This is a genomic window from Microbispora hainanensis, assembly GCF_036186745.1.
Lineage (GTDB): Bacteria > Actinomycetota > Actinomycetes > Streptosporangiales > Streptosporangiaceae > Microbispora.
In genome coordinates this window covers 7,415,258-7,427,868 of record NZ_CP108086.1, presented here as the reverse complement: position 1 = coordinate 7,427,868, position 12,611 = coordinate 7,415,258, and the positions used below count along the sequence as shown (strand labels likewise).

General features: G+C 73.2%; 10 protein-coding genes. 9 read left to right on the top strand and 1 reads right to left on the bottom strand.

Features of this window, described 5'->3' with window-relative positions:
• The first annotated feature begins 9 nt into the window (after positions 1-9).
• From nirB to OHB01_RS33875, 9 genes are all read left to right on the top strand, one after another.
• Positions 10-2,463, top strand: a complete 2,454-nt coding sequence (nirB, locus tag OHB01_RS33915) for a nitrite reductase large subunit NirB (protein WP_142647383.1) — start codon at positions 10-12, stop codon at positions 2,461-2,463.
• Complete coding sequence (gene nirD, locus OHB01_RS33910) at positions 2,460-2,816, top strand: nitrite reductase small subunit NirD (RefSeq protein WP_142647382.1); 357 nt, start codon at positions 2,460-2,462, stop codon at positions 2,814-2,816. Before nirB ends, nirD begins: the two co-directional genes overlap by 4 nt.
• Positions 2,813-3,976 (top strand): uroporphyrinogen-III synthase, encoded by a 1,164-nt coding sequence (locus OHB01_RS33905; RefSeq protein ID WP_142647381.1) that lies wholly within the window; start codon positions 2,813-2,815, stop codon positions 3,974-3,976. The genes nirD and OHB01_RS33905 overlap by 4 nt, the downstream gene beginning before the upstream one ends.
• Positions 3,973-4,704 (top strand): sirohydrochlorin chelatase, encoded by a 732-nt coding sequence (locus tag OHB01_RS33900; protein WP_142647380.1) that lies wholly within the window; start codon positions 3,973-3,975, stop codon positions 4,702-4,704. The genes OHB01_RS33905 and OHB01_RS33900 overlap by 4 nt, the downstream gene beginning before the upstream one ends.
• A gap of 599 nt (positions 4,705-5,303) precedes the next feature.
• Complete coding sequence (gene epsC, locus OHB01_RS33895; RefSeq protein WP_205830160.1) at positions 5,304-7,220, top strand: serine O-acetyltransferase EpsC; 1,917 nt, start codon at positions 5,304-5,306, stop codon at positions 7,218-7,220.
• 44 nt (positions 7,221-7,264) lie between these two features.
• Entirely contained in the window at positions 7,265-8,539 is a 1,275-nt protein-coding gene (locus OHB01_RS33890; RefSeq protein WP_328854515.1) for a hypothetical protein, read from the top strand.
• A complete protein-coding gene (locus OHB01_RS33885; RefSeq protein ID WP_328854514.1) occupies positions 8,536-9,894 on the top strand; it encodes an MFS transporter in 1,359 nt (452 codons plus the stop codon). Before OHB01_RS33890 ends, OHB01_RS33885 begins: the two co-directional genes overlap by 4 nt.
• Positions 9,894-10,571 (top strand): TRM11 family SAM-dependent methyltransferase, encoded by a 678-nt coding sequence (locus OHB01_RS33880; RefSeq protein WP_142647378.1) that lies wholly within the window; start codon positions 9,894-9,896, stop codon positions 10,569-10,571. Before OHB01_RS33885 ends, OHB01_RS33880 begins: the two co-directional genes overlap by 1 nt.
• Positions 10,568-11,503, top strand: coding sequence for a PLP-dependent cysteine synthase family protein (locus OHB01_RS33875; RefSeq protein WP_147942508.1), 936 nt, complete (start codon positions 10,568-10,570; stop codon positions 11,501-11,503). The genes OHB01_RS33880 and OHB01_RS33875 overlap by 4 nt, the downstream gene beginning before the upstream one ends.
• Positions 11,504-11,653: 150 nt before the next feature.
• On the opposite strand, the gene OHB01_RS33870 is transcribed toward OHB01_RS33875, so the two are convergent.
• Complete coding sequence (locus OHB01_RS33870) at positions 11,654-12,508, bottom strand: PAC2 family protein (RefSeq protein WP_079315266.1); 855 nt, start codon at positions 12,506-12,508, stop codon at positions 11,654-11,656.
• Positions 12,509-12,611: the final 103 nt, after the last annotated feature.

Below are 12,611 nucleotides of genomic sequence, written 5' to 3'. Positions count from 1 at the left end.
CGTAAGGGCATGAGACTCGTCGTTGTCGGTCACGGCCCGACGGCACACCGCCTGATCGAGACGCTCGCCGGCCGGGGCTTCGACGGCACGGTGACCGTTTTCGGGGAGGAGCCCCGCCCGGCCTACGACAGGGTGGCGCTCACCTCCTACCTCAGCGGCAAGAGCGTCGAAGACCTCACCTATCCGGTGCCGGACGGCGTCACGGTCAGGACCGGCGTCCGCGTCACCGCGATCGACCGTGCGAACCGCACCGTCACCACCGACGCCGGCGACAGCGAGCCGTACGACGTGCTGGTGCTGGCCACCGGGTCGGCGCCGTTCGTGCCGCCGGTGCCGGGCCGGGACCTGCCGGGCTGCTTCGTCTACCGGACGATCGACGACCTGGACGCCATCAGGGACGCGTCGCGCGACGCCCGCGCGGGCGTCGTCATCGGCGGCGGCCTGCTCGGCCTGGAGGCGGCCGACGCCCTGCGCGGGCTCGGCCTCGACACCCACGTCATCGAGATGAGCGGCTGGCTCATGCCCCGCCAGGTGGACGAGGGCGGCGGCTCGGTGCTGCGCGGGCACATCGAGGGGCTCGGGCTGACCATCCACACGGGCGCGGGCGTGAGGTCGATCGAGGCGGGCCCGGACGGCCGGGTCGCGTCGCTCGTGAAGCCCGACGGCGAGGCGATCGAGGCGCAGGTCGTGGTCTTCTCGGCCGGCATCCGGCCGCGCGACGAGCTCGCCCGCGCCTGCGGCCTGGAGGTCGGCGAGCGCGGCGGCATCGTGGTCGACGAGGGCATGCGCACCTCCGACGAGCACATCTACGCGATCGGCGAGTGCGCCCTGGCCGGAGGCATGATCTACGGCCTCGTCGGGCCCTGCAACACCCAGGCGGAGGTGGCCGCCGAACGGATCCTCGACGGGCAGGCCGCCTTCACCGGCGCCGACATGTCCACCAAGCTCAAGCTGCTCGGCGTGGAGGTGGCCCAGTTCGGCGCCATGTCGGGCGCGCTCGACGTCACCTACATGGACCCCGTCGGGGGCGTCTACAAGCGGCTGTTCATCAGCGACGACGCCAAGACCCTGCTCGGCGGCATCTGCGTCGGCGACGCCGCCCCCTACAACGCGCTGCGGCCGTTCGTCGGCAAGCCGCTGCCCGGCGCGCCGAGCGACCTGCTGTTCGCCGGCGCGGGCAAGGCGTCGGTCGACCTGCCCGACGACGCGCAGGTCTGCTCCTGCAACAACGTCACCAAGGGGAGGATCTGCGAGGCCATCGCCGACAAGGGCCTCACCGACGTCCAGGGCATCAAGGACTGCACCCGCGCCGGCACCACCTGCGGAAGCTGCGTGCCGATGCTCAAGCAGATCCTGGTGAAGTCGGGCGTCGACGTCGGCAAGGCGCTGTGCGAGCACTTCCCGCACAGCAGGGCCGAGCTGTTCGATATCGTCAACGTCCGGGGGATCACGACGTTCTCCCAGCTCATCGCCGAGCACGGCACCGGCCGCGGCTGCGACATCTGCAAGCCCGCGGTCGCCTCGATCCTCGCCTCCCTCGGCCGCGGCCACATCCTCGACGGCGAGCAGGCCGCGCTGCAGGACACCAACGACCAGTTCCTGGCCAACATCCAGAAGAACGGCACCTACTCGGTCGTCCCCCGCATCCCGGGCGGCGAGATCACCCCGGACAAGCTCATCGTCATCGGCGAGGTGGCCCGAGAGTTCGGGCTCTACACGAAGATCACCGGAGCGCAGCGCATCGACCTGCTCGGGGCCCGGGTCGAGCAGCTTCCGGCCATCTGGCGCCGCCTCGTCGACGCCGGCTTCGAGTCCGGTCACGCGTACGGCAAGGCGCTGCGGACGGTGAAGTCCTGCGTCGGGTCCACCTGGTGCCGCTACGGCGTGCAGGACTCGGTGGGCCTGGCCATCGCCCTGGAGCTGCGCTACCGGGGGCTGCGCTCGCCGCACAAGCTGAAGTCGGCCGTCTCCGGCTGCGCCCGGGAGTGCGCGGAGGCCAGGTCGAAGGACTTCGGCATCATCGCGACCGAGCAGGGCTGGAACCTCTACGTGGGTGGCAACGGCGGCTTCAAGCCCCGCCACGCCGACCTGCTCGCGTCCGACCTGTCCACCGACGACCTGGTCAGGACGATCGACCGGTTCCTGATGTTCTACATCCGCACCGCCGACCGGCTCCAGCGCACCGCCGCCTGGCTGGAGAACCTCGACGGCGGGCTCGACTACCTCCGTGAGGTGATCATGGAGGACTCGCTCGGCATCTGCGCCGAACTCGACGCGCAGATGGAACGGCACGTGTCCACGTACGTCGACGAGTGGCGCGCCACCATCGAGGACCCCGACAAACTGCGCCGCTTCGTGAGCTTCGTCAACGCCCCCGGCGTTCCCGACCCCTCGATCTCCTTCGAGACCGAGCGCGACCAGATCAAGCCGGTGCTGATTCCACTGGAGGTGACCCGCAGATGACCATCCTCGACGAGATGCCGGCCCTTGCCGGCCACTGGACCCCGGTCTGCTCCTACACCGACCTGCTGCCCGAGCGGGGTGCGGCGGTGCTCGTCGGCGACCGGCAGGTGGCGGTCTTCCGCACCTTCGACGGCGCCCTGTACGCCCTGGGCAACCTCGACCCGTTCAGCGGGGCGTACGTCATGTCCCGGGGCATCGTCGGCACCAGGAACGGTGAGCCGACCGTGGCGTCGCCCATGCACAAGCAGGTGTTCTCCCTGGTCACCGGCGTCTGCGTCGACGACCCGGGCGTAGCCGTGCCGACCTATCCCATTCGGGTCACACATGGAACCGTGGAGGTGAGCGTGGTATGACCGCGCTGCTGGACGAGACCCCGATGAGCCTGGAGACCGCGCCGGACGCGCTGGCAGGGTTCACGATCGGGGTGACGGCGACCCGCCGCAGCGAGGAGCTGGCCGCGCTCCTCGAACGGCGTGGCGCCCGGGTCGTGCGGGCGCCCGCGATCCGCATCGTGCCGCTCGCGGAGGACGCCGGGCTGCTCGCCGCGACCCGGGCCTGTCTGGAGGCGCCCGTCGACGACGTGGTCATCACCACCGGGGTGGGGTTCCGCGGGTGGATGGCGGCGGCGGAGGGCTGGGGCCTGTCCGCCGACCTGAACGCGCACCTCGCCAACGCGCGGCTGCTCGCCCGCGGCCCCAAGGCGCGCGGAGCCGTCCGCGCGGCCGGCCTGGTGGACTTCTGGACGCCGGCCACGGAGTCGTGCGAGGAGGTCAAGGAGTATCTGCTCGCGCAGGACCTGCACGGCCGCCGCATCGCCGTACAGCTCCACGGCGAACCGCTGGACAGCTTCGTCGCGGCGCTGCGGAAGGCGGGCGCGGAGGTGATCGAGGTGCCGGTCTACCGGTGGCTGCCCTACCGCGACACCTCGCCGCTGCGCCGCCTGATCAGCCAGGCGATCACCGGGTCGGTGGACGCGGTGGCCTTCACCAGCGCGCCCGCCGTGCTGGCCATGCTGGGCGCGGCCCGCGCCGACGGGCTGGAGGACGCGCTGCTCGCGGCGTTCGGCAGCCGTGTGGTGGCGGCCTGCGTCGGCCCGGTCACGGCCGGGCCGCTCACCCAGCGCGGCGTGCGGGCCGTCCAGCCCGAGCGTGCCCGTCTCGGCGCGCTCGCCCGGATCCTCGCCCGCCACCTGCCGGAAAGCGGCGTCACGCGGCTCGTCGCGGGCGGGCACGAGCTGGAGATCCGCGGTCACGCCGTGGTGGTCGACGGCGAGCTCAAGCCGCTGCCGCCCGCTCCGATGGCCGTGCTGAAGCGGCTCGCCGAGCGCCCCGGGCACGTCGTCAACCGGGCCGACCTGCGGGTCGTGCTGCCCGGCGGCCCCTCGCGCGACTCGGCCGAGCACGCGGTGGAGATGGCCATCACCCGCCTGCGCCGGGCGCTCGGTCCCTCGGGCATCGTCGAGACCGTCGTCAAGCGCGGCTACCGCCTCGCCTGCGGCCGGGACGAACGATGACCCCGACCCTGGTGATGGCCGCGCACGGGGCACGCAGCGGCCACTGGGAGTCGGTCATGGACTCCCTGGCGGCCCGCGTGCGCCGCGCCAGGCCGGGCTCGGCGGTCGAGCTGGGCTTCCTGGAGATCAGCTCGCCGCTGCTGTCCGACGTGCTGTCGGGGGTGGCCGGGCCCGTCGTGGTGGTCCCCATGCTGCTCGCCGGGGGATACCACGCGCACATCGACCTGCCCGCCGTCGTCGCCCGCACCCGGCCCGACGCGGTCGTCGCCGGGCAGCTCGGGCCGCACCGGCTGCTGACCTCGGTGCTGGCACGCCGCCTGGCCGTGGCCGGCCTGCGGCCCTGCGACGCCGTCATCCTGGGCGCGGCCGGCTCGTCCGACCCCGCCGCTCTGGACGACGTCCGCGCCGCGGCCCGGCTCCTTTCCGTACGGCTCTCGCGTCCCGTCACGGCCGCGTTCGCCTCGGCCGGGACGCCCACGCTCGCCGAGGCGCTGGAACGCACCAGGGCGGGCCTCGCCCCGCGCGTCGCCGTCGCCTCCTACCTGCTCGCGCCCGGGTTCTTCCACGACCGGCTGCTGAACAGCGGCGCTGACCTGGTCAGCCCGCCCCTCGGCGTGGACGACGACCTGGCCGCCCTCGTCTGGACCCGCTTCGACGAGGCCCTCGCCGGACACCGCGCCACCATCACGCCCGCTCGCACCCCGTTCGCCACCCACACCCGCGCCTGACCGCGTCAGCCGCCTCCACCCCGGCCAGAGCCCTCAGTCACCCCCCAACCCCGGGCCCCGGCCCGTCTCCGCGTCCTCAGCCGTCAGCCGCCCGCGTCCGCTGAGCTGTCGGCCACTCGTGCCCGGGCCGTGCCGTCAGGCACCGGCTGTATCCGCGGCTGAGCCGTTCGCCGCGCCCGCCCTGTGCCGTGTGGGGGGGGCGGGCTTTTCTTTTTGCCGCGCCGGTCTGTTCCGGGCCGGCGCGTACATGTTTTCGGACCCCCTCGACTCCGGGGAAATGCCGCCGTGGGCTCGGAGAATTCGGTACGGCGTCTGTCCGCCGGGGGTCGCCGGCCCGCCGGATACCGGTCGACGGCCGGCCGGGTAGGGGTTGACCTGGTGGTTCCAGGGCAAGCACGCTTACCCAATAACCGAGGAAAAAGGGTCCGTAATTCACTCTCCCGGAAATGGCCGTGGAGGATCTCCAGGCCAGTGGCGGGCTGCCATCCCATGAATCCGGGCTCCATTCATGGTTCATTCGCCGAGGTGAATGTGAGGAGGCGAAGATGCCGCGTGCCGATTTCAGGTCTTCTCCGCCGCCCCCGGGAAGCGAACGGCCGGTGAGACTGCCGCGTCTCCTGGCCGAGGACCTGCGGACGATCGTCGAACGGGACCCGTCCGTACGCGACCGGAAGGAGGCGTTGCTGCACCCGGTGCTGCCTGCACTGTGGCTGCACCGGATCGCCCACCGGCTGCACCGGCGTGGCAGGCGGCTGCCGGCCCGGCTGCTGATGCTCCTCGCACGCCACGTCACCGGAGTGGAGATCCATCCGGGCGCGGAGCTGGGACGCAGGGTCTTCGTCGACCACGGCGCGGCCGTGGTGATCGGGGAGACCGCGGTCGTGGGCGACGACGTGACCATCTACCACCAGGTGACCCTCGGGGCGGTCGGCTGGTGGCGCGACAACCTCCGCGCGGACGGGGAACGGCGGCACCCGGTGATCGGAGCCCGTGTGGTGCTGGGCGCCGGGGCGACCGTTCTCGGCCCGGTGCGCGTGGGGGACGACGCCGTCATCGGGGCGCGGGCGCTCGTCCTCGACGACGTGCCCGCCGGCGCGCGCGTCCTCGCCCCAGCCGGCACCGTGTCCGCGCCACGCGGCGGCGTCCCGGCCCGTACGGCCGGAGCCGACCTGCCCCGACCCCCCGACGAAAGGAGTGGATCGATGAATCCGGACAGCACGGTCCTGATAGTCGGCGCCACCGACGAGACCGTGCGCAAGGCCAAGGAGCTCGGGCTGACCGTCCTGCTGCTCCAGCACCCCACCAAGGTCAGCGCCGAGCAGGAGGAGCTCGCCGACGTCCTGCGCGTGCTCGACTACACCGACTGGGCGGCGGTCGAGCCCGTCGCCAGGCGGCTGTGGCGGGAGCCTGGGTTCCGCGTCGCGCTGTCGATCACCGAGCCCGGGCTGGAGAACGCGGGACGGGTCAACGACCTGTTCGGCCTGGGCGGCACCGGTTATGAGGTCACCCGGAGGTTCCGCGACAAACTGGCCATGCGCCGTCACCTCGCGTCGGTTCCGGGCGCGGAGCTCGACCCCTCCGCGGTGGCCGCCGCGCCGCTCCTGCGCCGCGAGGACCTGGACGCCTTCGGCGCCGCCCACGGCTATCCGTTCATCGTCAAGCCGGCCGACGCGACCGCGAGCATCGGCGTCCACCGCGTCGCAGGACCGGAGGACGCCGAGCGGGTCTGGGCCGCGGTGGAAGGGCTGCGCGGCACCCGCACCGACCGGGTCTCCACCATGTTCCTCCTGCAGGACTTCCTCATGGAGCAGTACGTCGAGGGGCCGGAGTTCAGCGTCGAGGCGTTCAGCTTCGCGGGCCGCCACGTCGTGGTGGCGATCACCGAGAAGTTCGTGCACCCCGACCGGTTCGCCGAGCTCGGCCACGCCGTGCCCGCCCGGCTGGACGAGCCGGTGCGGGAGCGGATCCGCGCGAGCGTGTGCCGCTTCCTCGACCTGATCGGTCTCAGGGACGGCGTGACGCACACAGAGCTGCGGCTCGGCCCGCACGGCCCGGTGGTCATCGAGAGCCACAACCGCGTCGCCGGCGACATGATCCCGGAGCTCGTGCGCGGGGCGTACGGCATCGACCTGATCGAGTATGCCCTTGGCTGGCCGTTCCGGCTGGTCCCCGAGCTGCCGGACCGGCCGGAGGCGCACGCGGGGGCCAGCGTGCGCTCCCTGGTGAGCGAGCCGGGGCGGGTCGAGTCGGTGGAGGGCGTCGCCGACGCCGCGGCGCGGGAGGGCGTGCTCGACGTGCGCGTCACGGCCAAGCCCGGCGACACCGTGCACGCGCTGCGCGACAACTGGGACCGGCTCGGCCTGGTGGCGGTGACCGGCCCGGACACGGAGGCGGCGATCCGCCGCGGCGCGGAGGTCATCGACGAGGCGATCCGGATCCGGGTCGCCGGCGAGGACGGGCGCACCTGGCTCGCGCAGGTGGCCGAGGCGCGGTCCCTCGCGGAGGTGCCGGCATGAAGGGGCGAGGCAACGAACCCCGAGCCGCCGGGCGAGGGAGTGACATGAGCGTCGTCATCGTGCACCGCAACCCGCTGGAGCCGTTCCCGTACGACCGCTGGCTGCGCGACCACGAGGGCCCGGTGGTCATCCTCGCCGCCCGCGACAGGTTCGAGCCGTTCGGCGAGCGGATCCCCGAGGGGAACCTCGGCTACACCCACCTGGAGCTCTTCGACCACGACGACGAGGTGGCCGGGCGGGTCGCGCGGCTCGTCGCCAAATATGGCGCCACCCACCTGATCGGGGAGCACGAGGCCGACGTGCTGCGCGTGGCCGCCCTGCGCGAGGAGCTCGGGCTGCCCGGCGCGCGGGCCGCCGACGTGCTGCCGTTCCGCGACAAGGCCCTGATGAAGGAGCACGCGGCGCGGGCGGGCGTGGAGGTCGCGCCCCACACGGTGCCGCGGACCACCGCCGACGTGCTGGACTTCGCGGGCGTCCACGGGTTCCCCCTGGTGGTCAAGAACAGGGCCGGTTTCAACTCCATCGGCCTGCGCATCCTGCGCGACGGCGACGCGCTGACGGCCTTCCTCGCCGAGGCGTACGGCCCGGGGCACGACGGGCAGCGCGACGACCTGCTGCTGGAGGCGTACGTGCCCGGCCGCATGTGCCACGTCGACGGGCTGGTGGTGGACGGCGAGGTCGTGCTCGCCTGGCCTTCGCAGTACCAGTACGAGCTGGCGTCGTTCGGCAGCGACCCGGGCTCCCGGGTCGACCTGGCGCTCGATCCCGGCGACCCGCTCACCGGCCGCCTGCTGGAGCTGACCGGGCGGACGCTGGCGGCGCTGCGGCGGCCCGGCGGGCGGCTGCGCGACCACGCGTTCCACGCGGAGATCTTCCACACGCCCGACGACCGGCTGGTGCTGTGCGAGATCGCCTGCCGGTCCGGCGGCGGGAAGATCCGCGAGGTCTTCCACACTCTGTTCGGGGTCAACCTCGCCGAGTGCTCCATCCGGGCCCAGCTCGGCCTTCCGCTGCCCGACGTGGAGCGGGCCGTACGGCCGGGGCGGCGGCCGGAGCCGGCCCGGATGGCCGGTCAGGTGCTGATGATGAAGCGGCCCGGCCTCATCCACGCGCTGCCCGACGTCCCGCAGGAGCCCTGGGTGGAGCACTTCTGGCTCTACGCGCGGCCGGGCCAGGTGGTCCCGCCCGCCGCGGGCTCGGCCGACTTCCTCACCGTGGCCATCGCCTCTGCCCCCACCCGCGCGGAGTGCGAGCGCAGGCTGCGCTCGCTCGGGGCGCGGCTGGAGGAGCAGGTGCGGATCGGGGCGGTGCCGTCGTGATCCGCCCGTCGACGCAGGCGCGCTACATGGCCGGCATGGTGGTCGACTCCACCGGCAGCGGCATGTACCTGCCCCTGTCGCTGCTGTTCTTCCACCACGTCACCGGGCTGCCGATCGAGCGGGTCGGCGTCATCATGACCGCGGCGGCGCTGTTCAGCCTGGTCGCCAACCCGATCGCGGGCGTGCTCGTCGACCGCTTCGGCGCGCGGGCCGTCGTCGTGGGCGGTTATCTGGTGCGTGCCGTGGGGTTCGCCGCCTACCCGCTGGTGGACTCGCCGCTGACGATGTTCCTCGCGGTGGCGCTGGTGGCGCTCGGCGACGGCTCCTACCCGCCGTCGATCCAGTCGTTCGTCGCCGCCATCGCGCGGGGCGCGGACCGCGACAGGCTCCTCGCCGCGCAGCGCAGCCTGCGCAACGCCGGCCTCGGCGCGGGCGGCCTCATCGCGGGCGCCGCGCTCGGCCTGGGCAGCGACGCCGCCTACCGGGTGATCGTGCTCGTCAGCGCCGCCGCGTTCGCGGGCGCCGCGCTGATCCTCCGTACGATCCCCGTTCCCGGCGGGCGGGATCGTACGGCCACGCGGGCAGGTGCGGCCGCACCGGCTCCGGCGGCGGCCCGGGGGAGCGGGGGATACCGGCTCGTCCTGCGCGACCGGACGTTCCTCGCCCTGACCCTGCAGAACGTGCCGACCGCCTTCGGCTACATGGTGCTGTCGGTGGCGCTGCCCGTCTACGTCACCCAGGAGCTGGGCGTCCCGGCCTCGCTGGTCGGCGTGCTGTACGCGGTCAACACCGTCGGCATCGCGCTGCTGCAGATCCCGGTGACGCGGCGGCTGATCCGCTATCGGCGCACCCGTACGGTCGCGGCGGGCGCCGCCACGTTCGGGGCGTCGTTCGCGGCGTTCGCCCTGCTGGCCGGGGTACCCGTCCGGCCGGTCGCGCTGGCCGGGGTGTTCGCCGCGACGGCGCTGTTCACGCTGGGGGAGATGCTGCACGGCGCGCCGCTGTCGGCGCTCGTGTCGAGCGCGGCCCCCGAGGAGACCCGGGGCAGATACATGGCGGTCTACCAGTTCTCCTGGGCGATCCCGATCACGCTGGCCCCGGCCGTGCTGACCGCGCTGCTGAGCCTGTCGCCGATCTCCATGTGGCTGCTGCTCGCGGCGGGCGTCTCCGGCTCGGCCCTCACCATGCTCCGCCTGGAGCCCCGGCTGCCCGCCCGGGCCGTCCACGCGCGGGTCCCCGACGACCCCGAAGTCCCCGAGGACTCCGAAGACCCCGAGAACCCCGAAGACCCCGGAAAGACGGACACGGACGACCGTCGCGCCGCGACGGCGACACAGAAGGCTGGTGTTGAGTGATGGGCAGATCGAGTTGGCACGTGCTGCAGGGAGAGGACCCCGCGTTCGCGCTGCCGGAGGCGGCGGGCCAGTGCGGCTGGGTCAGCCAGCTGAGGCCGCTGATCGTGGAGATGACCGAGCCGGGCGACGTCGTGCTCGACCCGTTCGCCGGCTGGGGCACCACGCTGGTGGCGTGCGCGGTCGAGGGCCGGAAGGGGATCGGCCTTGAGGTCTCGCCGGAGCGCGCGGAGCAGGCGCGCAGGCGCCTGGAGGCGTATCCCGGCCAGACCATGCTGTGCGGCGACGCCCGCACGCCGCCGCTGCCGCCGGAGTCGGTGGACTTCGTCCTGGCCGACCTGCCCTACTTCGGCACCAACCTCGACACCGACTCCACCGTGGAGGGCCAGTTCTACGCGCTGCGCGACTACGACGAGTATCTGAGCGCGATCGACGAGGCGTTGGCCGCGGTGGCGAAGGTCATGCGGCCCGGCGCGCGGGCGGTGTTCGCCGTGCAGAACCGCCGCCTGGCCGGCAGGTTCGTGCCGCTGGCCTGGGACGTCGCCCGGGTCCTCGGCCGCCATCTGATCCTCGGCGACGAGCGGATCCACTGCTACAACTGGCCGGTGAGCGACGACGGCCCGATGGTGACCAACCGCTCGCACGAATACCTGCTCGTGGCCGAGAAGGAGCAGGCATGATCCCGCTGATCGGCGGCGACATCGCGGCCAGGATCGACGACCTCATCGGCGACACGCCCCTGCTCCGGCTCTCCCTCGACGGCCTGCCCCCGGACGTCACCGTGCTCGCCAAGCTGGAGGCGGCCAACCCGCTGTCGAGCATCAAGGACCGGGTGGCGCTGCGCATGATCGAGGAGGCCGAGGCGTCCGGGGCGCTGACCCCCGGCGCCACCGTGATCGAGTCGACCTCCGGCAACACCGGCATCGCCCTGGCGGCGCTCGCGGTCAGCCGGGGATACCCGTGCGTGGTCGTGATGCCGGACAACGCCTCCCGGGAGCGCACGCTGACCCTGCGCATGCTGGGCGCGCGGGTCGAGTTCACCGACCACACCCTCGGCTTCCAGGGCTGCGTGGACCGGGCGACGGAGCTGCACGCCGCCCTCCCCGGGTCCTGGTACGCCCGCCAGCACGAGAACCCCGCCAACGTCATGGCCCACTACACGACCACCGGACCGGAGATCTGGGCCGCCACCGGCGGTCAGGTCGACGTGCTGGTGTGCGGGGTCGGGACCGGCGGCACGCTCACCGGAACCGCCCGCTACCTGCGCGAGCGCAACCCCGGGCTGCGCGTCGTCGCGGTGGAGCCGGAGGGCTCGCCCCTGCTGTCGGGAGGCGCCCCGGGGCCGCACCGGATCCCCGGCCTCAACGGCGGCTTCATCAGCCCCGTCACCGACGTCACGCTGATCGACGAGGTGATCACCGTGCCGGACGGCGAGGCGGCCGCCATGACCCGGCGCATCGCGGCCACCACCGGGCTGCTGGTCGGGGTCTCGTCCGGCGCGGCGGCGTACGGCTGCGCCGCGCTCGCCCGCCGGCGGGACCTGTCGGGGCGGACGGTCGTGACGATCTTCCCGGACACCGGCGAGCGCTACCTGAGCTGGTGGCCGGCCTGACCGATCCCGCCGCCAGGGCCGCCCTGATCACGCCGAACCGGCCGGTCGGCCGTCCCCCGAACGGAGGGACCGGCCGGCCACATCGGCTGACGCGGGGCCCGGAGCCAGGGCTCAGGCGTAGGAGTCCGACACAGGGAGCGGACGCAGGGGTCAGCGGTCGGTGCCGCGGTCGCGGCGGCGCAGGTAGCGCTCGAACTCCGCCGCGATGGCGTCGCCGCTGGCCTCGGGCAGCTCGGCCGCGTCCTTGCGCTCTTCAAGCTCACGCACGTATTCGGCCACCTCGCTGTCCTGGGCCGCCAGCTCGTCCACGCCGTGCTCCCAGGCCCGCGCCTCCTCGGCGAGGTCGCCGTACGGCATCGGGATGTCGAGCATGTCCTCGATGCGGCGCAGCAGCGCCAGCGTGGCCTTGGGGTTGGGCGGCTGGGCGACGTAGTGCGGGACCGACGCCCACAGGGACACCGTCCGCAGCCCGGCGGTGCCGAGGGTGTGCTGCAGCACGCCCACGATGCCCGTCGGGCCCTCGTATTTGGTCAGCTCCAGGTTGAGCGCGCGGGCCATGCCGGGGTCGCTGACCGAGCCGGTGATCGGCACCGGCCGGGTGTGCGGCGAGTCGTTGAGCAGCGCGCCGAGCAGGATGGCCAGCTCGATGCCGAGGTCGTGGCAGAGCCCGACGATCTCGGCGCAGAACGACCGCCACCGCATGTTGGGCTCGATGCCGCGCAGCAGCACCACGTCGCGCTTGGCGCCCGGCGGGCGCGCCAGCAGCAGCCGGGTCGTCGGCCAGACGATGGAGCGGGTCACGCCGTCGCCGAGCTCGACCACCGGCCGGGTCACCTGGAAGTCGTAGTAGTCCTCGGGGTCCAGCTCGACGAGTGGGGTGGCCTTCCACTCGGATTCGAGGTGCGCGAGCACACCACTGGACGCCTCGCCGGCGTCGTTCCACCCCTCGAACGCGGCGATCAGCACCGGGTCGACGAGCTCGGGGAGCCCTTCGAACTCGATCACGCGCCGCCTCCTCACTGGCCTTGTGCAGTATGGCTCAGTCCAAGACTATTCGGTGAGGGCCCCCATACGTCACCTCCGCCGGGCACCGGTCCGTCGTAGTGGC

Coding starts and splice junctions, on each gene's coding strand:
- nirB (WP_142647383.1), top strand. CDS start 10: ATGAGACTCGTCGTTGTCGGTCACGGCCCGACGGCACACCGCCTGATC.
- nirD (WP_142647382.1), top strand. CDS start 2,460: ATGACCATCCTCGACGAGATGCCGGCCCTTGCCGGCCACTGGACCCCG.
- OHB01_RS33905 (WP_142647381.1), top strand. CDS start 2,813: ATGACCGCGCTGCTGGACGAGACCCCGATGAGCCTGGAGACCGCGCCG.
- OHB01_RS33900 (WP_142647380.1), top strand. CDS start 3,973: ATGACCCCGACCCTGGTGATGGCCGCGCACGGGGCACGCAGCGGCCAC.
- OHB01_RS33890 (WP_328854515.1), top strand. CDS start 7,265: ATGAGCGTCGTCATCGTGCACCGCAACCCGCTGGAGCCGTTCCCGTAC.
- OHB01_RS33880 (WP_142647378.1), top strand. CDS start 9,894: ATGGGCAGATCGAGTTGGCACGTGCTGCAGGGAGAGGACCCCGCGTTC.
- OHB01_RS33875 (WP_147942508.1), top strand. CDS start 10,568: ATGATCCCGCTGATCGGCGGCGACATCGCGGCCAGGATCGACGACCTC.